Annotated in this window: 24 protein-coding genes; 11 read left to right on the top strand and 13 right to left on the bottom strand. The window is 69.8% G+C overall.

The annotated features are described in order from the left end of the window. Positions 1–456: 456 nt before the first annotated feature. A complete protein-coding gene (locus ACIREI_RS38860; protein ID WP_403343582.1) occupies positions 457–1,401 on the bottom strand; it encodes a hypothetical protein in 945 nt (314 codons plus the stop codon). Between the two features lie 80 nt (positions 1,402–1,481). Between ACIREI_RS38860 and ACIREI_RS38865 the strand changes: the two genes are divergently transcribed. The 4 genes from ACIREI_RS38865 to recX all read left to right on the top strand — a co-directional run bounded on the left by ACIREI_RS38865 (position 1,482) and on the right by recX (position 5,608). Continuing rightward, positions 1,482–1,676, top strand: coding sequence for a DUF3046 domain-containing protein (locus tag ACIREI_RS38865; protein WP_403343585.1), 195 nt, complete (start codon positions 1,482–1,484; stop codon positions 1,674–1,676). Positions 1,677–1,735: 59 nt separating this feature from the next. Continuing rightward, a complete protein-coding gene (locus ACIREI_RS38870) occupies positions 1,736–3,007 on the top strand; it encodes an AI-2E family transporter (protein ID WP_403343588.1) in 1,272 nt (423 codons plus the stop codon). Positions 3,008–3,445: 438 nt separating this feature from the next. Beyond that, on the top strand, positions 3,446–4,573 hold the full coding sequence (gene recA / locus ACIREI_RS38875) for a recombinase RecA (RefSeq protein ID WP_403343591.1): 1,128 nt from the start codon (positions 3,446–3,448) through the stop codon (positions 4,571–4,573). Positions 4,574–4,576: 3 nt separating this feature from the next. After that, on the top strand, positions 4,577–5,608 hold the full coding sequence (recX, locus tag ACIREI_RS38880) for a recombination regulator RecX (protein WP_403343593.1): 1,032 nt from the start codon (positions 4,577–4,579) through the stop codon (positions 5,606–5,608). A 252-nt stretch (positions 5,609–5,860) separates the two neighbouring features. Here recX and ACIREI_RS38885 read toward each other — a convergent pair whose 3' ends face one another. From ACIREI_RS38885 to ACIREI_RS38920, 8 genes are all read right to left on the bottom strand, one after another. Continuing rightward, entirely contained in the window at positions 5,861–6,304 is a 444-nt protein-coding gene (locus tag ACIREI_RS38885) for a rhodanese-like domain-containing protein (protein WP_403343968.1), read from the bottom strand. 383 nt (positions 6,305–6,687) lie between these two features. Next, positions 6,688–7,260 carry a cysteine dioxygenase gene (locus tag ACIREI_RS38890; protein WP_403343595.1) on the bottom strand — a complete coding sequence of 191 codons (573 nt, stop codon included), beginning with the start codon at positions 7,258–7,260 and terminating at the stop codon, positions 6,688–6,690. A gap of 100 nt (positions 7,261–7,360) precedes the next feature. Next, entirely contained in the window at positions 7,361–7,447 is an 87-nt protein-coding gene (locus ACIREI_RS38895; protein WP_313960178.1) for a putative leader peptide, read from the bottom strand. A gap of 172 nt (positions 7,448–7,619) precedes the next feature. Beyond that, positions 7,620–9,299 (bottom strand): FAD-dependent monooxygenase, encoded by a 1,680-nt coding sequence (locus ACIREI_RS38900; protein WP_403343597.1) that lies wholly within the window; start codon positions 9,297–9,299, stop codon positions 7,620–7,622. A 177-nt stretch (positions 9,300–9,476) separates the two neighbouring features. Beyond that, entirely contained in the window at positions 9,477–10,409 is a 933-nt protein-coding gene (locus ACIREI_RS38905; RefSeq protein ID WP_403343598.1) for an amino acid ABC transporter permease, read from the bottom strand. Next, complete coding sequence (locus tag ACIREI_RS38910) at positions 10,406–11,080, bottom strand: amino acid ABC transporter permease (protein WP_403343600.1); 675 nt, start codon at positions 11,078–11,080, stop codon at positions 10,406–10,408. The genes ACIREI_RS38905 and ACIREI_RS38910 overlap by 4 nt, the downstream gene beginning before the upstream one ends. A 96-nt stretch (positions 11,081–11,176) precedes the next feature. After that, positions 11,177–12,022 carry a glutamate ABC transporter substrate-binding protein gene (locus tag ACIREI_RS38915; protein ID WP_403343603.1) on the bottom strand — a complete coding sequence of 282 codons (846 nt, stop codon included), beginning with the start codon at positions 12,020–12,022 and terminating at the stop codon, positions 11,177–11,179. Positions 12,023–12,131: 109 nt separating this feature from the next. Then, positions 12,132–12,908 (bottom strand): amino acid ABC transporter ATP-binding protein, encoded by a 777-nt coding sequence (locus tag ACIREI_RS38920; protein WP_403343606.1) that lies wholly within the window; start codon positions 12,906–12,908, stop codon positions 12,132–12,134. A 286-nt stretch (positions 12,909–13,194) separates the two neighbouring features. Here ACIREI_RS38920 and ACIREI_RS38925 point away from each other — a divergent pair, with 286 nt between their 5' ends. Both ACIREI_RS38925 and ACIREI_RS38930 read left to right on the top strand, forming a co-directional pair. Beyond that, positions 13,195–13,881 carry a response regulator transcription factor gene (locus tag ACIREI_RS38925; RefSeq protein ID WP_403343608.1) on the top strand — a complete coding sequence of 229 codons (687 nt, stop codon included), beginning with the start codon at positions 13,195–13,197 and terminating at the stop codon, positions 13,879–13,881. A gap of 9 nt (positions 13,882–13,890) precedes the next feature. Further along, positions 13,891–15,282, top strand: a complete 1,392-nt coding sequence (locus ACIREI_RS38930) for a sensor histidine kinase (RefSeq protein WP_403343611.1) — start codon at positions 13,891–13,893, stop codon at positions 15,280–15,282. A 52-nt stretch (positions 15,283–15,334) separates the two neighbouring features. Here ACIREI_RS38930 and ACIREI_RS38935 read toward each other — a convergent pair whose 3' ends face one another. Next, positions 15,335–16,330 (bottom strand): TAXI family TRAP transporter solute-binding subunit, encoded by a 996-nt coding sequence (locus tag ACIREI_RS38935; protein WP_403343614.1) that lies wholly within the window; start codon positions 16,328–16,330, stop codon positions 15,335–15,337. Between the two features lie 141 nt (positions 16,331–16,471). On the opposite strand from ACIREI_RS38935, the gene ACIREI_RS38940 reads away from it, so the two are divergent. Beyond that, on the top strand, positions 16,472–16,876 hold the full coding sequence (locus tag ACIREI_RS38940) for a MazG nucleotide pyrophosphohydrolase domain-containing protein (protein ID WP_403343617.1): 405 nt from the start codon (positions 16,472–16,474) through the stop codon (positions 16,874–16,876). A 51-nt stretch (positions 16,877–16,927) separates the two neighbouring features. On the opposite strand, the gene ACIREI_RS38945 is transcribed toward ACIREI_RS38940, so the two are convergent. From ACIREI_RS38945 to ribA, 3 genes are read right to left on the bottom strand one after another with little or no spacing between them, the layout of a single operon-like run. Continuing rightward, positions 16,928–17,875: an NADP-dependent oxidoreductase gene (locus ACIREI_RS38945; RefSeq protein ID WP_403343619.1), complete on the bottom strand. Its 948-nt coding sequence runs from the start codon at positions 17,873–17,875 to the stop codon at positions 16,928–16,930. A gap of 48 nt (positions 17,876–17,923) precedes the next feature. Then, on the bottom strand, positions 17,924–18,220 hold the full coding sequence (locus ACIREI_RS38950) for a DUF2218 domain-containing protein (protein WP_403343622.1): 297 nt from the start codon (positions 18,218–18,220) through the stop codon (positions 17,924–17,926). A gap of 56 nt (positions 18,221–18,276) precedes the next feature. Then, positions 18,277–18,888, bottom strand: a complete 612-nt coding sequence (ribA, locus tag ACIREI_RS38955) for a GTP cyclohydrolase II (protein ID WP_403343625.1) — start codon at positions 18,886–18,888, stop codon at positions 18,277–18,279. A gap of 288 nt (positions 18,889–19,176) precedes the next feature. Here ribA and ACIREI_RS38960 point away from each other — a divergent pair, with 288 nt between their 5' ends. The 4 genes from ACIREI_RS38960 (at position 19,177) to ACIREI_RS38975 (ending at position 22,300) form a co-directional block, all read left to right on the top strand. Further along, positions 19,177–19,653: a MarR family winged helix-turn-helix transcriptional regulator gene (locus tag ACIREI_RS38960; protein ID WP_403343628.1), complete on the top strand. Its 477-nt coding sequence runs from the start codon at positions 19,177–19,179 to the stop codon at positions 19,651–19,653. Positions 19,654–19,721: 68 nt separating this feature from the next. Continuing rightward, entirely contained in the window at positions 19,722–21,236 is a 1,515-nt protein-coding gene (miaB, locus tag ACIREI_RS38965; protein WP_403343631.1) for a tRNA (N6-isopentenyl adenosine(37)-C2)-methylthiotransferase MiaB, read from the top strand. A gap of 22 nt (positions 21,237–21,258) precedes the next feature. After that, the gene (locus ACIREI_RS38970) at positions 21,259–21,519 is read left to right on the top strand and encodes a hypothetical protein (RefSeq protein ID WP_403343634.1); all 261 of its coding nucleotides are present in this window, start codon (positions 21,259–21,261) and stop codon (positions 21,517–21,519) included. Between the two features lie 52 nt (positions 21,520–21,571). After that, positions 21,572–22,300, top strand: a complete 729-nt coding sequence (locus ACIREI_RS38975) for a class III extradiol dioxygenase subunit B-like domain-containing protein (RefSeq protein ID WP_403343636.1) — start codon at positions 21,572–21,574, stop codon at positions 22,298–22,300. Positions 22,301–22,306 lie beyond the last annotated feature (6 nt).

Consider the following 22,306-nt stretch of genomic DNA (forward strand, 5'->3'; position numbering starts at 1 on the left):
GTCCTCGGTCCGGTGGTGGGCCTTGGGCTGGAGGTGCCGTTTGTTGACACCGGACTCTGCGGGCGGACACCCCCCGGCACGTCCCCTTCCCGCCGCGGGCGGCTGCGGGCCCGTGGGGGTGCTTGCTCAGCCGGCACGGTTGGCCGTACGTGCCGGGTGTGCGTCCAGTCGTTCGCCGTCGCGAGTATGGGGGTGCGGCAGGTTCGGGCGAGGTGCGGTACTGGTGGTGCCGAGTTGCTCGGAGTCGGTCTGCTGCGGGGCCAGCCCGGAAGGCCACGCTGCTTGCCTGCCCGTGTGGCTGTTCTGGCTGTGGGCGGAAGGGCGCGGCTCGGTCATCCTGTTGCCGGTGGTCTGCTTGCCGCCCTCACGGTGGAGGGGACCTTCGGCGACGGGCACGTGACGGTGCTGGAGGTGAGGGTTGCGCTGCCGCTGTGGGGCGCTCGTGCTGCGCGTGGGTTAGCCGATGTGGCGGCCGTGTGCCCTCAGCGTGCGCAGTGCCTCGATCGTCACCATGGGGCGGGCCTCCAGGGCGGTGCCCGGCGCCCATCTGCGCCAGTTGATCGGCCAGCCTCCGTCCTCCTGCTGCTCGCCGGCGAGGTGGTCGAGGGAGCGGCTCATCTCTTCGTCCGTGAACCACGCGCGTGCGAGGGAGTGCGGTGTCCGCGCGTAGTCGTGCGGGAAGTGGTGCTCGGCGGGGGCGTAGCCGGGGGAGAGCGGGTACGCGTCGAGGTTGTCCGGGTCCAGGGCCGCCAGGCGCTGTTCGCGCACCAGGCGGCCCAGGCGGTCGGCGGCTGCCTCCGCGCGCGTGCGGTCCGGAGCGGAGTCCAGGAAGGCCACGGCGGCCTCGATCTCGTACGGATGTGACTTCTCCAGGGATTCGACCGCCTGCCAGCAGAAGTCCGTGGCCCGGAACAGCCAGGCGTGCCATACCTCGTTGCGGTGCAGCAGACCGACCACCGGTCCGGTGGCCAGGAGGGAGCTGGGCGGGTCGTCCACGATCGGGATGAAAGGAGCCGCGGGGTAGCCGCGCTGGCTGGGGTGGACCGCAGGGAGGGCGCCGTCCGCGGTGGAGACCGAGGTGAGGTATCGACATACGCGATCCACGCGCTGCCCGCCGCAGCGTTCGATGGCGTCCAGGACATGCAGTGCGTGGCCGGTGTGCAGTGGCTGGCTGACCGGGCCGCGCAGGTCGGGCTCCAGCGCGTGGCCGTATCCGCCGTCCTCGTTGCGGTAGGCGTCCAGCGCGGTCTCCACCGCGTTCGCCGCGCCGTTCAGGAAGTGATACGCGAAGAGGCGCTGCTCGAGCACGCGCGCGGTGAGCCAGACGAACTGCTCGGCGCGGAAGAGGGGGGAGTGCGCAGGGGGCGTCGGGGGGCGTGGGGAAGCTCCTGTTTCGGCCATGCGTCAGACCGTAGGGCGGAAAGCGGTCTCGGCAAGCGGTCCCGGCGCAGGCCCACTCTCAGGGGCGGGATACTGGACGTATGCGGTTGACGGTCTTCTGGGAGCGGATGACGGATCACTTCGGTCCGGGATACGCCGACACCTTCGCGCGCGACCATGTGATGGCGGAGCTCGGCGGGCGGACGGTGCACGAGGCGCTGGACGCCGGCTGGGAGGCCAAGGACGTGTGGCGTGTGGTGTGCGCCGTCATGAACGTTCCGGGGGAGAAGCGCTGACCGTCACGAAGATCACCGGACGGCAGCCGGTTGTCGGTGGCGTGGGCGACACTTGCTCCGTGGCACGCACTGACGAGACCGGGCAGCTCGCCCGGCACGGATCCCCGTTCGGCACGACGCCGCCCACCCAGCCTCCGGGCGAGGGGGCCGCCGGGCCGAGCAGTCGCATGCCGCGCTGGCTGCCGCGGGCCATGGTGCTCGCGCTGGCGCTCGTCGGTGCGTTCCAGTTGGGCAGCTGGGCCTTTCACCAGCTCACCGGGCTGCTGATCAACATCCTCATCGCGTTCTTCCTGGCCCTGGCCATCGAGCCGGCGGTGAGCTGGATGGCCTCGCGCGGCATGCGCCGAGGACTGGCCACCGGCATCGTCTTCCTCGCCGTGATCGTCGTGTCCGCCGGGTTCGTGACGCTGCTGGGGTCGATGCTCGCGGGCCAGATCATCAAGATCGTCGAGGACTTCCCGGCCTACCTCGACTCCGTCATCAACTGGATCAACACGCACTTCAACACCGAGCTGCGCCGCGTGGACGTCCAGGAGGGCCTGCTGCGCTCCGACTGGCTGCGCAACTACGTGCAGAACAGCGCCACCGGCGTCCTGGACGTGTCAGCCCAGGTCCTCGGCGGTCTCTTCCAGTTGCTGACGATCACGTTGTTCTCGTTCTACTTCGCCGCGGACGGCCCGCGACTGCGCCGCGCACTGTGCTCCGTACTGCCGCCCGCCAAGCAGGCCGAGGTGCTGCGCGCGTGGGAGATCGCCGTCATCAAGACCGGCGGCTACCTGTACTCGCGCGGACTCATGGCGCTGATCTCAGGCATAGCCCACTACATCCTGCTGGAGACCCTGGACGTGCCGTACGCGCCCGTGCTCGCCGTGTGGGTCGGCCTGGTGTCGCAGTTCATCCCCACCATTGGGACGTATCTCGCGGGCTTCCTGCCCATGCTGATCGCCTTCACGGTCGATCCCTGGTACACGCTGTGGGTGCTGATCTTCGTCGTCGTCTACCAGCAGTTCGAGAACTATGTGCTGCAGCCCAAGGTGACCTCGAAGACCGTCGACATCCACCCCGCCGTTGCCTTCGGCTCGGTCATCGCGGGCACCGCTCTCCTCGGCGCGGTGGGCGCGCTGATCGCCATCCCGGCGGTCGCCACGCTGCAGGCGTTCCTCGGGGCCTACGTGAAGCGGTACGACGTCACGGACGACCCGCGCGTCCACGGGCACCGGGGGCGGGGCACCGGCGGCAGGCTGTTCAGACGCGCGCGTGAGCTGTGGGCACGACGGCCGGGGAAACAACCCCCGGCAGAGAAGGGGAACTCCGGGGAGAGCTCCGCCTGAGCCCGGCTGTGGGTGACGAGATCCGGGGCTACCGGGTGGATCCGGTGGTGGGCCGCCCTGTCTCAGTTCGTCGGTTCGTTGGGGTCGCAGTGCGCCTGCTTGTTCTGTTGCGGGGGCTCGGCACCGAGTGTGCCCGCCCGCCGGGCTGCCCGGCGCTCCGGCGACGGCGTCTCGTGCGTGAACGCCAGGCTCGACCATCACCTTCGAGGACACCGGACACGTAGTCTCGAGGGTGTCGCGTGGTGTGCTTGACACAAAAATCGAACATCCATTCTGATGGAGGCTCCGGCGGAGCGCTCGGCGGGCAGTTCGCCACGGTTTCGGTAGAGAAGTGCCCGAGTTATCCACAGGCCGGACGGGCGTCGGGGCGCATTGTCAGTGGCAGGCGTTAGCGTCTTTGACGTGAAGCGATCGACTCAAGCAAACCGGGTGGAACCCATGGCAGGAACCGACCGCGAGAAGGCGCTCGACGCCGCGCTCGCACAGATTGAACGGCAGTTCGGCAAGGGCGCGGTCATGCGCATGGGCGAGCGGCCGAATGAGCCCATCGAGGTCATCCCCACCGGGTCGACCGCACTCGACGTCGCCCTTGGCGTCGGCGGCCTGCCGCGTGGCCGTGTGGTGGAGGTATACGGCCCGGAGTCCTCCGGTAAGACGACCCTGACCCTGCACGCGGTGGCGAACGCCCAGAAGGCCGGCGGCCAGGTCGCCTTCGTGGACGCGGAGCACGCCCTCGACCCCGAGTACGCGAAGAAGCTCGGCGTCGACATCGACAACCTGATCCTGTCCCAGCCGGACAACGGCGAGCAGGCGCTGGAGATCGTGGACATGCTGGTCCGCTCCGGTGCCCTCGACCTCATCGTCATCGACTCCGTCGCCGCGCTCGTCCCGCGCGCGGAGATCGAGGGCGAGATGGGCGACAGCCACGTCGGTCTGCAGGCGCGCCTGATGAGCCAGGCCCTGCGGAAGATCACCAGCGCGCTCAACCAGTCCAAGACCACCGCGATCTTCATCAACCAGCTCCGCGAGAAGATCGGTGTGATGTTCGGTTCCCCGGAGACCACGACCGGTGGACGGGCGCTGAAGTTCTACGCCTCGGTGCGTATCGACATCCGCCGCATCGAGACCCTGAAGGACGGCACCGAGGCGGTCGGCAACCGCACGCGCTGCAAGGTCGTCAAGAACAAGGTCGCGCCGCCCTTCAAGCAGGCCGAGTTCGACATCCTCTACGGCCAGGGCATCAGCCGCGAGGGCGGCCTGATCGACATGGGCGTGGAGCACGGCTTCGTCCGCAAGGCCGGCGCCTGGTACACGTACGAGGGCGACCAGCTCGGCCAGGGTAAGGAGAACGCCCGCAACTTCCTGAAGGACAACCCCGATCTGGCCAACGAGATCGAGAAGAAGATCAAGGAGAAGCTGGGCGTCGGCGTGCGTCCGGAGGAGCCGGCCGCCGAGCCGGGCGCGGACGCCGCGGTCTCCGCCACCCCGGACGACGCCGCGAAGACGGTGCCGGCCCCGGCGGCGACCAAGGCAGCCAAGACCAAGGCCGCGGCAGCCAAGAGCTGACCCGTGACACGACGCACGGACTGGGCCGAGTACGCCGCCGACCCGAACGCTCCGCGTGAGCGGGAGAGAGGCGGCGACAGGGCCTCCTCCGGGACGGGCGGTTACGTCTACGGAGGGGACGCGGCCCATGGCACGGACGGGGGGAACGACGGCATGGCGCCGTACGGCGCGAGTGGGTCGTACGGGAGCGACGGGCACTACGGGAGGCGCGGCAATGAGCCGGACCCGAGGTATGGCGACGAGCCTGGCCCGGGGTATGGCGATGAGTCGGGCTTGACGTACGGCGCTGCTCCGGGACTGGCGTACGGCGATGCTCCGGGACGTGGCGCGGTGGACGGCGAAGCGTGGCCGGGGGACGGCTCGGCGCCGGGCGCGGGAGCGTCCGGTGGCGGCTCGCGCCGGAGCCGTGGTGGGGCCCGGGGTGCGGATGGCTCGGGCGGCTCACGCGGGCGTCGTAGGCGCGGCCGCACAGAGCAGTCCGGTGAGGACGGAGGTGCCTCTGCCTCGTCGAGGGCCGAGAAGGGGGCGCCCCCGGGGGACCCGGTGGAGCAGGCGCGGGCGATCTGCCTGCGTCTGCTCACCGGGACCCCGCGTACCCGCAAGCAACTCGCGGACGCTCTGCGCAAGCGGGAGATCCCGGACGAGGCTGCCGAGGAGGTGCTGTCGCGGTTCGAGGAGGTCGGTCTCATCAACGACAGTGCGTTCGCGGACGCCTGGGTGGAGTCCCGGCACCACGGCCGGGGACTGGCTCGACGTGCGCTTGCCCAGGAACTGCGCACCAAGGGCGTCGACTCCACGCTGATCGACGCGGCCGTCGCCCAGCTCGATTCCGAGCAGGAGGAGACGACCGCACGCGAACTCGTCGCCCGCAAACTGCGCTCCACCCGTGGCCTCGACCGCGACAAACGCCTGCGCCGCCTCGCGGGCATGCTGGCCCGCAAGGGCTACCCCGAGGGCATGGCCCTGCGGGTGGTCCGACAGGCCCTGGAGGAAGAGGGGGAGGACACGGAGTTCCTCGGGGACGAGGGGTTCTGATCCCGGCGGCCCGGGGCCACGGCCCCGTATAGGCGCTGGGGTGGGCGAACAGGCCCTGAGGTGGGGGAGCAGGGAGTCGGGAGCCGGGAATGCAGGATTCCGGCCCCGGACACGGTGGACGCGCGGGGGCGCCCATCGCGTTCGGGTCCGGGTAGTGATCACGCGGGCCTGCTGGGCCGTCCGAGGTCGGTGACGAGGTCATGGGGGTTGAGGAGGGCGTGGTCCCGCTGCTCCACTGCCCGCGAGCAACCGCTAGGCCTGAGCCCCGGCCCCCGCCCCCGGTGACACCGGAAGCCCCTCCGCCCGCCAAGCCTGGAACCCCCCGACCAGATCGGTCGCCCGGTGCAGTCCCAGTCGCCGTAGTGACTCGACCGCCAGGCTCGATGCGTACCCCTCGTTGCAGACGACCACGACCCGCAGGCCGTGACTCGTTGCCTCGGGGGCGCGATGGCTGCCCTGCGGATCGAGCCGCCACTCGAGTTCGTTGCGCTCGACGACGAGGGAGCCGGGTATCAGCCCGTCCCGCTCGCGCAGGGCCGCGTACCGGATGTCGACCAGCAGGGCCTCACCGGCCTGGGCGGCCTCGTACGCCTCCCGAGGCTCGATCCGCGTGTAGCCCGCGCGCACCCGCTCAAGCAACTCGTCGATGCCGAGTGGCCGGTCGTCCACGCCCACCTTCGACTCACCCCCGCCGATTGGTGCCTGGGTCCCGCGGACCGGAGCCTGGTCCTCGGTCCCGCGGACCGGAGCCTGGTCCTCGCGGACTGGCGCCTGGTCCTCGCGGACTGGCGCCTGGTCCTCGCGGACTGGCGCCTGGTCCTCGCGGACTGGCGCCTGGTCCTCGCCGACTAGCACCTGGCCCTCGCCGACTGTCGCCTGGTCCCCGCGGACCGGAGACTCGCCCCGGCCGAGCTTCGACCCGTCCCTACCGATCGGCGACTCACTCACACCGCCCACCTTCGACTCACCCCTGTCGGCCGTCGGCTCCTCGCTCACACCGTTAGCACCGCTCGAAGTCAACTCGCCCTCGCCGAGCGGCCGTTCGCTCAAGTCGTACACCGAAGGGCCCTCCGTCCCGGTCACTGCCAGTCCTCCGGACGCTCCACCTGCTCCAGGCGCAGGATCGGCCCGCTGCGGCTGAAGCGGCGGATCCGCGGCAGGGGCGGGTAGTAGGCGTGAACGGAGATCGCATGGCGGTCGGCGGACTCGTTGAGGACCTCGTGCACATGGTGGCGGCCGAAGGAGCGGCCCTTTCCGGCCGGCAGCCGGCGTTCCCGGTCCACGTCGTCCGTCAGTTCCAATGTCCTCCAGCCGTCGGCGGGCAGCCGGACGGCGAGCGCGTTCTCCTTGAGCTCACCGGCCGCCGTAACGAAGGCGCCGACAGAGTCGGCGTGGTCGTGCCAGCCGGTGCCCGTACCGGGGGGCCAGCCGATCAGCCAGGCTTCGCTGCCGCCGGGACCCTCAAGTCGTACCCAGGTACGGCCCTCGGGGTCGAGCGGGAGCGAGGCGATCAAGTCGGCGTCGGCGGCGGTACGCCGTACGAAGTCGAAAAGGTCCGCCTGCGTCGGCGTGGAAACCGGCGCGGAGGCCACCGCGGAGATCGCCGCGGGAACCTGCTGAGAAGCGGCATCGGCGGCAGGGGATACAGACACGGGCACCGTCCTGATGAGAGTTCGCCAAGAACGCGCGAGAGCAGAGGCGGCCAGGCACAAGGCGGCAGGCGTGACGCGCGCGGAGAAAGGGGATGCGAGTTCAGCAGGACGGGCGACACACGCAGCCCGCATAGCGGACGAGGTCCATATGGACCCTCCGCCACAGGCGCACGCAGGTGTCGGTCATGGTCGGGAGTACACCATGACGGTGCGAACCGGTCAACTCACTGTCACTATGCGGACCGCAGAGTGACAGTGAGCGTTGCTCCCCGGTGAGTTCCCAGCAGAGTTCCCGATGAATTCCCAGGTGAGGACGGCCTCTGTGCGACAGCTCGGCGCCATCAGAGCCATCAGAGCCATCAGCGCGAGCCGGCCGCCGCCCCGGCTTCCTCCGTCGCCTCGGCCTGTGACTTGACCGGGCCGCCCAGCGCCGCCTCGGCCGCCACGTACAGATCAGCCGGCCGGACCCCGCTCAACACCGTCACCAGGTGCCCATCGGGGCGGACCAGCAGCACTGAATGCGCCGCCGCCCCCGGATAGCTCTCCGCGACCAGCAACTCGGCCGGATACGGCAGTGCCGTCACCGCGGCGGCCAGCCGGGGCATGATCCCGGCGGTGGCCCAGTGCTTGCGGTCCCACACGCCCGTGCCCGGCGCGATGAGTACGACCAGCAGCGTGCCGCGCCCGAGCCGGTCCCGCAGTTGGACAAAGGAGCCGTCCTCCGCGGTGACCCGTACGTCCATGACCGGCGCCCCGCGCGGTGTGTCCACGGGGACCTCGCCCTCCAGGGGCGGGGGCGCGAGCGGGGAGTCGGCGTACGTCCGCGGCGCACCGATCGCTCCCTGCCCGAGGTGGCCGTCCATCAGCAGCGCGTCATGGCCCCGGGCGGAGCCGGGAACGACCGCGCGCAGCCCTCCGCCGCCGCGCAGCAGCGGCAGCGCCTGGTCGGCGGCGCGCAGCCGGGCGGCGACGGCCGCGCGCCGCTCCGCCTGGTAGCTGTCGAGCAGCGCCTCGTGCGGCCCGTGGTGCCAGGCCGGCGCCAGCTTCCAGGCGAGGTTGTCGGCGTCTCGCAGCCCCTCGTCCAGCCCGTGCGTGCCGAGCGTGCCGAGGCAGTGCGCCGCGTCCCCGGCGAGAAAGACGCGGCCCACGCGCCAGCGCCGGGCCAGGCGGTGGTGGACCGTGTGGACCCCGGTGTCGAGGAGTTCGTACGGCGGTGTCGTCCCGCCGGTCCACCCGGCGAGCGTCTCCCGGACGCGGGCGACCAGCATCTCGGGTGTGACCAGTTCCTTGCCCGGCGGCAGCAGCCAGTCGAGGCGCCACACCCCGTCCGGGAGCGGCCGTCCGGTGACCTCCCCGCCCGAAGGACCGGACGTCCGCCACGGCGGCATCCGATGGAGCAACGCCTTACCGTCCCACGGAAGTTCCGCGCGTAGTGCGGCCACGGCGTGTCGCTCCACCGCCGTACGGCCGGGAAAGCGGATGTCCTCCAGCTTTCGTACGGTCGAGCGCTGGCCGTCGCAGCCCACCAGGTAACTGCCTCGCCACCAGGTTCCCTTGGGGCCGCGGGTGTGGGCGGTGACGCCCGAGGGCTCCTGCTCGATCGCGTCCAGGCGGCTGTCCACGACGATCTTGACGAGCCGTTCGCCGGCGAGGGCCGCGCGCAGGGCGTTGGTCAGCGTGTGCTGGGGGATGTGCAGGGGGGCGGGGAGCCTGGAGACCCCGGAGTTCGTTGCGTCCCCAGGGCTTGTGACGCCCTCGCCCTCTTCGGTGGCGGCGTCGAACGTGACCTCGCGCATCACCTGCTTGCGCCGCATCGCCCGCCATCCGGCCCAGCGCGCCCCGGCCTCGGCGACCGGCACACCCGTGAGGCGCTCCATGAGGGAGGTGGTGTCCTCGCGCAGGACGGCGGTGCGAGCGAGGCGGGGTTCGTCCTTGCCGGGGCCCTCGTCGAGGACGACGGACGGCACCTCCTGACGGGCCAGCGCCAGGGCGAGCGTGAGCCCGACGGGCCCCGCTCCGACGATGATCACCGGGTCCACGGCGCGGCGCCCCCTGCCCGCAGTGGTGTCCCGAGGGACGCAAGTGAACAGAAAGTTGGAGCAGGGTGCACGATCACAGAACGTATGCAACCCATTGCCGGTGCTTGCGTCAAGTGACGGAGGGCAGTGGCGATCATGCCACTGCCCTCCGCATCGTTCAGGTTATTTGACTGTTCGTCAGGTGTAGGTCCTGGAGCCTGGTAGGCCGCCGCCCTCACCGCCGGTCCCGAAGGAGCCGCCCACCGCAGCGGGGTTGAGCTCCTCCATGTCCTCGGCACCGAGGACAGCACCCGTGCTGCGCTTGCTCCGCCGCAACCTGCCCTCCAGCCAGCTCGCGAAGCTGGTGAGGATGAAGTTCAGGATGATGTAGACCACGGCCACCACGATGAAGCTGGGGATGACGTTGCCGTAGAACGCCGCCAGCGTCTGGCGCGAGTTGAGCAGCTCGGTGAACCCGATCATCACGCCGCCCAGCGCCGTGTCCTTCACGATGACCACGAGCTGGCTGACGATGGCCGGCAGCATCGCGGTGACGGCCTGCGGGAGCAGAATGCTGGTCATGGTCTGGCCCTTGCGCAGACCGATGGCCTGGGCCGCTTCCGTCTGGCCCTTCGGGAGGGCCAGGATGCCTGCGCGTACGACCTCGGCGAGGACCGAGGCGTTGTAGAGCACCAGACCGGTGACCACCGCGTACAGAGGCCTCTCGTCGCTGGCGACGCCCGTGTAGCGGACGTAAAACTCGTTGGCGAACAGCATCAGCAGCAGGACCGGGATCGCCCGGAAGAACTCGACCACCACGCCGGCCGGAATGCGTACCCACCGGTGGTCGGACATGCGGGAGATACCGAGAAACGCGCCCAGGGGAAGGGCGATCACCATGGAGAGCGCCGCGGCCTTGAGCGTGTTGGCGAGACCTGGCAGCAGATAGGTCGACCAGGCTTCGGACTGGGTGAACGGCTTCCACAGGGACCACTCCAGCTGGCCCTCGTCGTCCATGACCTTCCAGACCCACCACGCGAGCAGGGCGAGCAGGGCGACGAAGATCACCGAGAAGATGATATTGCGCCGCTTGGCGCGGGGGCCCGGAGTGTCGTAGAGGACCGAGCTCATCGCTTCACCGCCAGTCGCTTGCTCAGCCAGCCGAGGATGAGGCCGGTGGGAAGGGTCAGTACTACGAACCCGAAGGCGAAGATGCCGCCGATGAGCAGCACCGCAGCCTCGTTCTCGATCATTTCCTTCATGAGGAGGGCTGCCTCCGCCACGCCGATCGCGGCCGCCACGGTGGTGTTCTTGGTCAGGGCGATCAGCACGTTGGCCAGCGGACCGATGACCGAACGGAACGCCTGCGGCAGCACGATGAGACGGAGGGTCTGGCTGAAGCTCAGCCCGATGGCCCGGGCCGCCTCGGCCTGTCCAAGCGGCACGGTGTTGATGCCGGAGCGAATCGCCTCGCAGACGAAGGCCGCCGTGTAGCCGACGAGACCGAGCACCGCGAGCCGGAAGCCCTGGACCTTGAAGTCGGACGAGCCCAGCGTCACCCCGAAGATGTCGGCGAGGCCGAGCGAGCAGAAGAGAATGATGACCGTCAGGGGGATGTTCCGGACGATGTTGACGTACACGGTGCCGAATCCGCGCATCAACGGGACCGGGCTGACCCGCATCGCGGCCAGAAGGGTGCCCCAGATAAGGGAGCCGATGCCGGAGAGGATGGTGAGCTTCACCGTCATCCAGAAGGCGCCCAACAGGGTGGGGTCGTCATAGTCAGAAAGAAAGTCGAACACGGTCTCCCGCGCTTCCGGGTGGGTGATGTACGTGGACAGCGCGGCGTGCCGCCGCCTCGATCGCGGTCGGCGACGGCACGCCGGTGAACCCTCGCGCTACTTGACGATGTTGCCGATCTTCGGCGCGGGCTCGTTCTTGTAGTTGGCCGGACCGAAGTTGTCCTGGACCGCCTTGTCCCAGGCCTTGTCCTTGACCATCTTCTCCAGCGCGGCGTTGATCTTGTTCACGGTCTCGGTGTCACCCTTCTTCACACCGATGCCGTAGTTTTCGTTGCTCAGCTTGAGGCCGGCGAGCTTGAACTTGCCCTTGTACTGCTCCTGCGCGGCGTAGCCGGCGAGGATCGAGTCGTCCGTGGTCAGGGCGTCCACGGTGCCGTTCTGCAGAGCGGCGAGGCACTCCGAGTAGCCGCTGACCTGCTTCAGGTTGGCCTTCGGGGCGAAGTCGTTCTTGACGTTCTGCGCCGAGGTGGAGCCGACCACCGAGCACAGGTTCTTGCCGTTGAGGTCAGTGGCCTCGGTGATGTCAGAGTCGGCCGTGACCAGCAGGTCCTGGTGGGCCAGCAGGTACGGGCCGGCGAAGTCGACCTTCTGCTTGCGCTCGTCGGTGATCGAGTAGGTGGCGGCGATGAACTTCACGTCACCGCGGGCCAGCGCGTTCTCGCGGTCGGCGCTCTTGGTCTCGACCCACTCGATCTGGTCGGCGTCGTAACCGAGTTCCTTCGCCACGTACGTCGCCACGTCCACGTCGAAGCCCGAGAAGGTGCCACCCGGCTCCTTCAGGCCCAGCCCCGGCTGGTCGTACTTGATGCCGATTTTGATCTTGTCGCCACCACCGGAACCCGAGCTGCCCTCGTTGTCACCATCACCGCCACCACAGGCGGTGGCAGTGAGGGAAAGGACGAGTGCAGCGGCGGCCGCGGCGGAGACCTTGCGGAGCTTCATGGTGAACATCCTTTGTGTGAAGAAGAGATGCGTGCCGTCAGGAACGGCGGGTGACGCAGGTCGTCGGGTGCGTGAAGCAGTCCGTTCAGTGGTGCGGGATCGCACCCCGTCAGTGGTGCAGGATCTTGGACAGGAAGTCCTTCGCGCGGTCGCTGCGCGGGTTGCTGAAGAACTGGTCGGGCACAGCTTCTTCGACGATCTTGCCGTCCGCCATGAACACCACCCGGTTGGCGGCCGAACGGGCGAAGCCCATCTCGTGGGTGACGACGATCATGGTCATGCCGTCGCGGGCGAGCTGCTGCATGACCTCCAGGACCTCGTTGATCATCTCCGGGTCGAGAGCCGACGTCGGCTCGTCGAAGAGCATGACCTTGGGGTCCATGGCCAGCGCACGGGCGATGGCCACACGCTGTTGCTGGCCGCCGGAGAGCTGAGCGGGGTACTTGTCCGCCTGGCTGCCCACGCCCACCCGGTCGAGCAGGGCGCGGGCCTGCTCCTCGGCCTTCTTCTTGTCGGTCTTGCGGACCTTGATCTGGCCCAGCATCACGTTCTCGAGCACGGTCTTGTGCGCGAAAAGATTGAAGGACTGGAAGACCATGCCGACGTCGGCACGCAGCTTGGCCAGCGCCTTGCCCTCAGCGGGCAGGGGCTTGCCGTCGATCTCGATCGTGCCGGAGTCGATCGTCTCCAGGCGGTTGATGGTGCGGCACAGGGTGGACTTCCCGGACCCGGAGGGTCCGATGACCACGACGACCTCGCCGCGGGCGATCGTCAGGTCGATGTCCTGGAGCACGTGCAACGCGCCGAAGTGCTTGTTCACGTTCTTCAGGACGACCAGCTCGCCGGTCGCGGCCACATCTTCCTTGGCCACCGATACTTCGGTCATCGCTCTCAGGCTCCGTCCTCCTCGGTTTCGGAGGACAGTAATAACCGTATCCGACCTGCGTCATTAGTTCTGAGGGGAATCTGAGCATCACGATCCGATAGCAATCGGACACGTGTCGTAGCACTTGAGACCTGGGCGCGTACCGGCTGGATAACGGAAGCTGTGCGCAACCGGAACCCACTTGACGGCGTCGTCGTCCATCAGCGTGACTGCCATGGTGCACGCGCGCGTGCACGCACTGTGTACCTACCTGAATCGTACGGCCGATGAACCGAAGGAGGCCGGGGTGAGACTGCTCCTCGTCGAGGACGACAACCATGTCGCCGCCGCGCTGTCCGCGGTGCTGGCGCGGCACGGGTTCGACGTCACGCACGCGCGCAGCGGCGAGGAGGCCCTCCAGGCGCTCGTCCCCGAGGGCAACGGCTTCGGCGTCGTCCTCCTCGACCTCGGCCTGCCCGACCAGGACGGATACGAGGTCTGCGGCAAGATCCGCAAGCGGACCAGCACCCCGGTGATCATGGTCACCGCGCGCTCCGACGTCCGCTCCCGCATCCACGGCCTCAACCTCGGAGCCGACGACTATGTGGTGAAGCCGTACGACACCGGAGAGCTGCTCGCCCGGATCCACGCCGTCAGCCGGCGCAATGTGCAGGAGGACGCCGGGACGGGCGGCGACGGTGTGCTGCGCCTGGGCGCCGTACGCATCGAGCTGCCCACCCGCCAGGTCAGCGTCGACGGTTCGGTTGTCCAACTGACCCGCAAGGAGTTCGATCTCCTCGCCCTGCTCGCCCAGCGGCCCGGGGTGGTCTTCCGCCGGGAACAGATCATCAGTGAGGTGTGGCGCACGAGTTGGGAGGGGACCGGGCGCACCCTTGAGGTGCATGTGGCGTCCCTGCGCGCCAAGCTGCGCATGCCGGCGCTGATCGAGACCGTACGCGGCGTCGGCTACCGCCTCGTCGCCCCGGCGTCGTAGCGGGCGAGGGTGCGCACTCGTCTCCTGCCGCTGCTCATCGTCCTGATGGCGGCCGTGCTGCTCGCCCTGGGCGTCCCGCTCGCCGTCAGCCTGGCCGCGGCCCAGCAGCAGAAGGTCGTCGTCGACCGGATCGACGACACGGCGTACTTCGCAGCCATCGCACGGCCCAGCGCCGACGCCGCACCCGGGTCCCGCGACGAGCTCCGCATCCTCGGCCGGGAACTCGCGAGCTACGACGACGTCTACGGCATCCGGGCCGGCGTCTTCCGGCCCGACGGCAGGCCTCTGACCAAAGGGCCGACGACCTGGTCCCTGCCCGCGACCGGCGAAGTGCGTGACGCCTTCGAGGAGTCTCTCCTCAGCCGGCGCAGCCACGACCCCGAGCAGGTGTGGCCCTGGCAGCGAGGCCGCCTCGTCATCGCCTCCCCGGTCATCCGGGACGGTGACGTCGTCGCGGTCGTCGTCACCGACTCGCCCACCGGGCAGATGCGTTCGCGGATCCTGCACGGCTGGCTGATCATCGGCGCGGGTCTGACGGCCGCGATGCTGGTGGCCGTCGGCGCCGCGCTCCGGCTCACCGGCTGGGTGCTCAAGCCGGTTCGGGTGCTGGACGCCACCACGCACGCCATCGCCAGCGGTCGCCTGAAGTCACGGGTCGCGGTGGCCAGCGGTCCTCCGGAACTTCGGCGGCTGGCCCGGTCGTTCAACGAGATGGCGGACAACGTCGAGGACGTGCTGGAGCAGCAGCGGGCCTTCGTCGCCGACGCCTCGCACCAGCTGCGCAACCCGCTAGCGGCGCTGCTGCTGCGCATCGAGCTGCTCGCCTTCGAGCTTCCCGAGGGCAATGCGGAGATCGCTTCGGTGCAGGCCGAGGGCAAGCGTCTCGCCCAGGTCCTGGACGACCTGCTCGACCTGGCCCTGGCCGAGCACACCGAGGCCGATCTCCGGCTCACCGACGTGGGCGCGCTGGCCGCCGAGCGCGTCGCGGCCTGGTCGCCGACGGCCGGGGCGAAGGGCGTACGGCTGGTGGGGGACTGCCCGGCCACCACCGCGTGGGCCGACCCGATCGCGCTGTCCAGCGCGCTGGACGCGGTGATCGACAACGCGGTCAAGTTCACGCCGGAGGGCGAACGGGTCGAGGTGACCGTGACTTCCAATGGCAGCACGTCGACGATCGTCGTGACCGACAACGGCCCCGGCCTCACCGACGAGGAACTCGCCCGCATCGGCGACCGCTTCTGGCGCAGTGGCCGGCACCAGAACATCAAGGGCTCCGGCCTGGGGCTGTCGATCTCGCGCGTGCTGCTCGCGGCGAGCGGGGGCGCCATCTCGTACGACCGTCATGAGCCGCACGGGTTGCGGGTGACGGTGACGCTGCCGAGGTCGGGACCGACGTCCTAGCGCTGGTCGGCAGGGTTCGCATGCCGACAGGGTTCGTACGGCGGCAGGGTTCCTACGGTTTGACCGAGCGGTAGTAGTTCCGGGCGCCCTCGTGCAGGGGCAGGGGATCGGTGTAGATCGCCGTGCGCAGGTCGACCAGTTGCGCGGAGTGGACGTGGGCGCCGATGCCGTCGCGGCTCTTGATCACCGTACGGGTGAGCCATTCGGTGAGGCGGGGGTCCATGTCCTTGCGGGTGATCAGCAGGTTGGAGACGGCGATCGTCGGCACCGTGTCCCCGTTCTGGACGGTGGGGTAGGCCGACTCCGGCATGTTCGTCGCGCGGTAGAAATGGGCCGCGTCGCCCTGCGCGTGCACCTTGGCGACGAGGTCGGCGTCGATCGGCACGAACCGGAACGCGGAGGTCTTGGCGATGTCCGACAGACCGTCCGTCGGCACGCCGCTCGACCAGAAGAACGCGTCGAGCTCTCGTCCCAGCCGCTTGGGTCCGGTGTCGATGCCGTCCGAGCGGGGCGTGATGTCCTTCTCCGGGTCGATGCCGGCGGCCTCGAGCACGCGGGTGGCGATCAGCCGCACACCGGAGTTGGGCAGCCCTATGGCCACCCGCTTGCCTTTCAGGTCCGCCACGGAGCGGATGTCCGAGTCCGGCGGGACGACGAGCTGTACGTAGTCGTCGTACAGGCGTGCGACACCGCGCAGCCGGTCGGTGACGCTCTTGTTGTCGATCTTGAACGTGTCCACCGCGTCGGCGGCGGCGATCGTGAAGTCGGCCTGGCCCGTCGCTACGCGCTCGACGTTCTCCTGTGACCCGTCGCTCGTCAGCAGCCGCACCTTCAGCTGTGGCATGTCCTTGGCCAGCTCATTGCGGAGGCGTGCACCGTACTCCTGATAGACCCCCGCGCGCGTGCCCGTACTGAAGGTGATCGTCCCGCTCGGTGGCTCCTCGCCCAGGGGCAGCAGCCACCACAGCAGCAACCCGAGGGCGACGAACCCGGCGGCCGCGCCCTCCAGGGCGCGGCGCCTGCTGATGCGGGAGAGTGCCTTGGACATGGCCGCGATCCTGCCAGCCGTCATGTGGTCCTGACCAGGGCAGGGGTCACAGGGGAGTGAGGGAGCGGCAGGGGGCGGCGGCTGCCGGAGCCAGGCGCATTCCGCAACGAGGACTGTCGGACCCGTCGCTACAGTCGCCGTATGAGTTCGTCGCCCGCTGACCTGGTCCGTGCCTTCCACCTCGCCTTCGGGCTCGACGCCCGCAGTACACCGACCGAAGTCTCCCCGGAACTCGCCGCGCACCGTGGCGAGCTGCTCGCCGAGGAGGCCGCGGAGGTCGCCGAGGTCTCCGTCACCGGCCCGCTCGACAGACTCGCGCACGAGCTGGCGGACGTCGTCTACGTCGCGTACGGCACGGCCCTGGTGCACGGCATCGACCTCGACGCCGTACTGGCCGAGATCCACCGCTCCAACATGACCAAGCTCGGCCCCGACGGCCAGGTCGCCCGACGGGCCGACGGCAAGGTGCTCAAGGGCGAGCACTACGAGGTGCCGGACGTCTCGGGCGTGCTGCGCCGCCAGGGGTGGGTGACCGACGGGGTGTGACCGACCGGGGGAGAGGGGTGAGCCGACGGGCCGGTTTTCCGCCGGTGTGGGTCAGGGCAGGATGACCGTCTTGCCGCGGGAGCCGCCGGCCCGGGCGCGGGCCACAACGGTGGGGGCGTCGGCCAGGGGGACCTCGGCATCGATCGTGATCCGGAGCTTTCCGGCGTCGGCAAGGGCGGCGAGTGACTCCAGCTCCGCCCGGCTGGGGTCGTTGACGAGGTTGATGCCGTGGATCTCGCGGGCGGCCAATGCGTCGGGGTCGGTGGCCCGGTTGGTGCTGATGAGCCTGCCGCCGGGTTTGAGCAGGCCGGCCAGGGCGTCGATGTCGCCGCCGGGCCGGGTGACCAGGTCGAGTACGACGTCGATGCCGTCGGGGTGGGCGGCGAGGACCTGCTCGGCGGTGGGTGCGGCAGCGAAGTCGATGATCCGGTCGGCGCCGAGTTCGCGGAGGCGGTCCGCTATGTCGCCGGTGCCGGTGGCCAGCACATGGGCCCCCTGGAGGGCGGCGAACTGGATCGCGGACTGGCCCACACCGCCGGATGCCCCGTTGATGAGGATCACATGGCCGGTGTCGAGGCGGGCGGCCTCGATGGCCTGGTAGGCGGTGACACCGGCGGTGGGCAGCGCGGCCGCGACGGCGAACGGCAGGTCGTCGGGCATGCGGGCGATCGTGCCGTCCTCGGCGGCCAGCACGTACTCGGCGTAGGAGCCCCGGCCGTACGGGAGGTTCATGAACTGCCCGTAGACGGTGTCGCCGGGCCGGAAGCGGTTCACGCCGGGGCCGATGCGCTCGACCACGCCGGCGCCGTCCGAGCCCATGACGAGGGGAAAGCCGTGTTCGACCATGCCCTTGAGGGCTCCGTCGGCGACCTTCCAGTCGAAGGGGTTGAGCGAGGCGGCGCGCAGGCGGACCAGCAGCTCACCCGGGCCCGGTTCCGGTACGGGCAAGTCGGTGACGAGCGGCTCGGCCCCGAAGTCGGTGATGATGACGGCCTTCATGGCGGTGCCCTTCTCTTGTCTCCTGGTCGTGTCTCCTGGGGCGTGTCGTCAGGCCTGAGCGGGTTCGTCCCACGTCACGGTCAGTCCGTTGCGCTGCCCGAAGCGTTCGAGGTGACTGCCCACGACGTCCTGGATGGCGGCGAGCGCGGCCGTGTCAGGTGCGGTGACCCGAATCAGCAGGTGGTCGTCCAGGGCTTCGAGTACGACGTCGGTGTGCTGGAAAGTGAGGCGGTGCCCGCCGTCGGGTGTCTCCTCGACCGGGATCTTCCGGCCGAAGTGCGAGGCGAGCTGCTTGGCGTAGCGCGGGGCGGCGTCGGTGGCGACGTGGGCGAGGGATGAAGGCACGGAGAACTCCAGAACTTCGGGGGATGGGTGCCGAGGGAGGGGGCCGACGGGCTGGGTCAGCCGGCCAGCGCGGCGAGGCCGACCGGTTCGGGCAGGGCGATGGTGTGGTGGGTGTGCTGGGCCTTGGCACGCAGGTAGCGGACGTTGCTGCCGGTGGCGAAGACTCCGGTGGGCCGGACGAAGCGCACGGGGACGCCCAGTTCGCGCAACTGCCCCGCCTTGTCGGGGTTGTTGGTGAGCAGGTCCAGCTCGTCGATGCCGAGGGCGCTCAGCATCTGGGCGGCGGCGGTGTAGTCTCGGCCGTCCTCGGGCAGGCCGAGCGCGGTGTTGGCCTCGTAGGTGTCCAGGCCCGCGTCCTGCAGGGCGTAGGCGTCCAGCTTGTTGTAGAGGCCGATGCCGCGGCCCTCCTGACGGAGGTAGAGCAGGATGCCGCCGGTGGTGGCGATGCGCTCCACGGCCTCGCGCAGCTGCGGACCGCAGTCGCAGCGCGCCGAGCCGAACACGTCCCCGGTCAGGCACTCGGAGTGCAGCCGCACCAGCGGTGCCGGCGCCATCGTGGGATCGCCGAGGACGAGGGCCACGTGCTCCTTGCCGTCGGCCAGGCCGTGGAACGTGACTGCCTCGGCGGTGACCTCGTAACCGTCGGCGAAGCGAAGCGGGATGGTCACGCGGGTGCGTACTGAAGCGTCGGCGAGGCGAGTGCGACCTGCGTGACCCGCGGGATCTGTGTGATCTGTGGGGCCTGCGGAAGAGGCGACGTCCATGAGTGCTCCTTCGAGGGCTGGACCAACCGGTAGGTTCAAATTTGAACCGGATACCTCGACGATAGCGCGGAGCTTCAAATTTGGAACAACTTCGCCCGTGTTGTGCCGGTCACACCGCACCGGCACTGGGTGACGCCCGCCTCCTCGCGCACTCCAGGTTCGAATTTGAACAACCGCGCTAACCTGGACAACATGGCCCCACCGCAGTGGTTGAACGAGGAAGAGCGGCGCGCCTGGTACGCCTTCGTGGCCGCCGGGGCGCTCATCAATCGCCGTCTGGATCAACAGCTCAAGGACGACGTGGGGATCACGCACCTTCAGTACGAGATCCTCGTGCGCCTCGACGCGGCCCCGGACCGGGAGATGCGCATGAGCGCGCTCGCCGACGCGCTCCTCAACTCCAAGAGCGGCCTGACGTACCAGATCACCCAGCTGGAAAAGGCCGGGCTGGTGACCCGACGCTCCTGCCCCGGCGACCCGCGCGCGGTCTACGCCGTCCTCGCCGACGCGGGCAGGCGCATGCTGGAGCGGGCGGCCCCGGGCCATGTCGCACAGGTCCGCGAGCTGCTCATCGACGTCCTCACACCCCAGCAGCTCGCGACCATCGCCGATGGCCTCACCGAGGTAACTCACCGCATACAGAACAGTGAAGCCGGCCCCGCGCGATAGCCCGCTCCCACCGGTACCGCCGCCGAACGCCGGGGCGGGCGGCTCCGGCGACCGCATACCCTTGTCCCATGAGCAGCAGCGACCGGAGCCAGGCAGTGGGCGTGAAGACATACGAGGTGCGCACCTACGGGTGCCAGATGAACGTCCACGATTCCGAGCGATTGTCCGGACTGCTCGAAGATGCCGGTTACGTACGCGCGCCCGAGGGCTCGAACGGCGACGCGGACGTCGTCGTCTTCAACACCTGCGCGGTCCGCGAGAACGCCGACAACAAGCTGTACGGCAACCTCGGCCACCTCGCCCCCATGAAGACCAAGCGGCCCGGGATGCAGATCGCGGTCGGCGGCTGCCTCGCGCAGAAGGACCGCGACACCATCGTGAAGCGGGCGCCCTGGGTGGACGTCGTCTTCGGCACGCACAACATCGGCAAGCTGCCCGTCCTGCTGGAACGCGCGCGCGTACAGGAAGAGGCGCAGGTCGAGATCGCCGAGTCGCTGGAGGCGTTCCCGTCGACGCTGCCGACGCGGCGCGAGAGCGCCTACGCGGCCTGGGTGTCGATCTCCGTCGGCTGCAACAACACCTGCACCTTCTGCATCGTCCCGGCGCTGCGCGGCAAGGAGAAGGACCGCCGCACCGGCGACATCCTCGCCGAGATCGAGGCGCTGGTCGGCGAGGGCGTCAGCGAGATCACGCTGCTCGGCCAGAACGTCAACGCGTACGGCTCCGACATCGGCGACCGCGAGGCGTTCAGCAAGCTGCTGCGGGCCTGCGGGAACATCGAGGGCCTGGAGCGTGTCCGCTTCACCTCCCCGCACCCGCGCGACTTCACCGACGACGTCATCGCCGCCATGGCCGAGACGCCGAACGTGATGCCGCAGCTGCACATGCCGCTCCAGTCCGGCTCGGACACGGTCCTCAAGGCGATGCGCCGCTCCTACCGCCAGGAGCGCTACCTCGGGATCATCGAGAAGGTCCGCGCCGCCATTCCGCACGCCGCGATCACGACCGACATCATCGTGGGCTTCCCCGGCGAGACCGAGGAGGACTTCGAGCAGACCCTGCACGTCGTCCGCGAGGCCCGCTTCGCCCAGGCCTTCACGTTCCAGTACTCCAAGCGGCCCGGCACCCCGGCGGCCACCATGGACAACCAGATCCCCAAGCAGGTCGTCCAGGAGCGCTACGAGCGTCTCGTCGCCGTCCAGGAGGAGATCTCCTGGGAGGAGAACAAGAAGCAGGTCGGCCGCAAGCTGGAGCTGATGGTCGCCGAGGGCGAGGGCCGCAAGGACGGCACCACCCACCGCCTGTCCGGCCGCGCCCCCGACAACCGCCTGGTCCACTTCACCAAGCCGGAGCAGGAGGTCCGCCCCGGCGACGTGGTGACGGTCGAGATCACGTACGCCGCCCCGCACCACCTCCTCGCCGAGGGCGCCGTCCTCGACGTGCGCCGCACGCGCGCGGGCGACGCCTGGGAGAAGCGGAACGCCGCTGAGCAGCCCAAGCCGGCCGGTGTGCTGCTGGGCCTGCCCAAGGTGGGCGTGCCGGATCCGCTGCCGGTGGTCACCGGGGGCTGCGCCGTCGACTGACCGAACCGTGAGGGGTGCGGGCATGGCTCATCGGGTGGTCGTCGAGGAGTTGCCGGACAGGTTCCGGCCGATCGCACGTTTCGAAGGCACCCGCGAGGAGGCCCGCCGCACGCTGTACGAGACGGCGTGCACGCACAAGTTCACCGAGGGGCTGCAACAACGGCGTCGCGAGGTCTACCGCGTGGACGACGACACGTACTACGTGGAGGTCAAGGGCGGACTGGGCACGTATTGCCTGCGGTACTCGCTCGCGGAGCGAGTGTGGAGCTCGGACGCCCTGTGACCCGCGGGCGCCGTCCCGGGCCGCCCCGGGGCGCCGCAGTAGGCTGCCGATCATGCTTGTCGCCGCCGCCGTCTGCCCCTGCCCGCCGCTCCTCGTGCCCGAGCTCGCCGCGGGTGCCGCACCCGAACTGGATGCCGCGCGGGCCGCGTGCACGGATGCGCTCGGCCTGCTGGCGGCCGCGCGGCCGGACCGGCTCGTCGTCGTAGGGCCGGCCGAGGAGAGCGGGCGCGGAGCGTATCCGCAAGGGGCCTGGGGTTCCTTCCGCGGCTTCGGCGTGGACATCGACGTACGGCTCGGCCGGGCCGAGGACGAAGCGGCCGCCCCGGCGCCGTCGGAACGCCGGCTTCCGGCCTCGCTGGCCGTCGCCGCGTGGCTGCTGCAGCGGACCGGTTGGGAGGACGCCCCGATCGAGGGACTCGGTGTGGGGGAACCTCTGGAGGCCGAGCGGTGCATTGAAACCGGAAGGGACATCGCCGCCCGGGCCGAGCGGGTGGCGCTGCTGGTGATGGGCGACGCCAGCGCCTGCCGCACGCTCAAGGCTCCCGGCTACCTCGACGAGCGGGCGGCACCTTTCGACGCGTCCGTCGCACGTGCGCTGGGCAAGGCGGACGTGGCCGCCCTGAAGACGCTGGACACCGAGCTCGCGCGTGACCTCAGGGCCTCGGGCCGGGCCCCGTGGCAGGTCCTCGCGGGAGCCGCCGAGGAGGCGGACCTCTCGGGCGCCCTGCTGTACGAGGACGCGCCGTACGGGGTGGGGTACCTGGTCGCGACCTGGTCGTAGGGCGGG

It is taken from the genome of Streptomyces sp. NPDC093591, assembly GCF_044764885.1.
Classification (GTDB): domain Bacteria; phylum Actinomycetota; class Actinomycetes; order Streptomycetales; family Streptomycetaceae; genus Streptomyces.

What these genes read in the sequence shown, in the direction of transcription:
- ACIREI_RS38970 (WP_403343634.1), top strand. Translation starts at nt 21,259, where the DNA reads ATGGCTCATCGGGTGGTCGTCGAGGAGTTGCCGGACAGGTTCCGGCCG.
- ACIREI_RS38865 (WP_403343585.1), top strand. Translation starts at nt 1,482, where the DNA reads ATGCGGTTGACGGTCTTCTGGGAGCGGATGACGGATCACTTCGGTCCG.
- ACIREI_RS38915 (WP_403343603.1), bottom strand. Translation starts at nt 12,022, where the DNA reads ATGAAGCTCCGCAAGGTCTCCGCCGCGGCCGCCGCTGCACTCGTCCTT.
- ACIREI_RS38860 (WP_403343582.1), bottom strand. Translation starts at nt 1,401, where the DNA reads ATGGCCGAAACAGGAGCTTCCCCACGCCCCCCGACGCCCCCTGCGCAC.
- ACIREI_RS38960 (WP_403343628.1), top strand. Translation starts at nt 19,177, where the DNA reads ATGGCCCCACCGCAGTGGTTGAACGAGGAAGAGCGGCGCGCCTGGTAC.
- ACIREI_RS38895 (WP_313960178.1), bottom strand. Translation starts at nt 7,447, where the DNA reads ATGACCGACACCTGCGTGCGCCTGTGGCGGAGGGTCCATATGGACCTC.
- ACIREI_RS38935 (WP_403343614.1), bottom strand. Translation starts at nt 16,330, where the DNA reads ATGTCCAAGGCACTCTCCCGCATCAGCAGGCGCCGCGCCCTGGAGGGC.
- miaB (WP_403343631.1), top strand. Translation starts at nt 19,722, where the DNA reads ATGAGCAGCAGCGACCGGAGCCAGGCAGTGGGCGTGAAGACATACGAG.
- ACIREI_RS38945 (WP_403343619.1), bottom strand. Translation starts at nt 17,875, where the DNA reads ATGAAGGCCGTCATCATCACCGACTTCGGGGCCGAGCCGCTCGTCACC.
- ACIREI_RS38920 (WP_403343606.1), bottom strand. Translation starts at nt 12,908, where the DNA reads ATGACCGAAGTATCGGTGGCCAAGGAAGATGTGGCCGCGACCGGCGAG.
- ACIREI_RS38940 (WP_403343617.1), top strand. Translation starts at nt 16,472, where the DNA reads ATGAGTTCGTCGCCCGCTGACCTGGTCCGTGCCTTCCACCTCGCCTTC.
- ACIREI_RS38905 (WP_403343598.1), bottom strand. Translation starts at nt 10,409, where the DNA reads ATGAGCTCGGTCCTCTACGACACTCCGGGCCCCCGCGCCAAGCGGCGC.
- recA (WP_403343591.1), top strand. Translation starts at nt 3,446, where the DNA reads ATGGCAGGAACCGACCGCGAGAAGGCGCTCGACGCCGCGCTCGCACAG.
- ACIREI_RS38975 (WP_403343636.1), top strand. Translation starts at nt 21,572, where the DNA reads ATGCTTGTCGCCGCCGCCGTCTGCCCCTGCCCGCCGCTCCTCGTGCCC.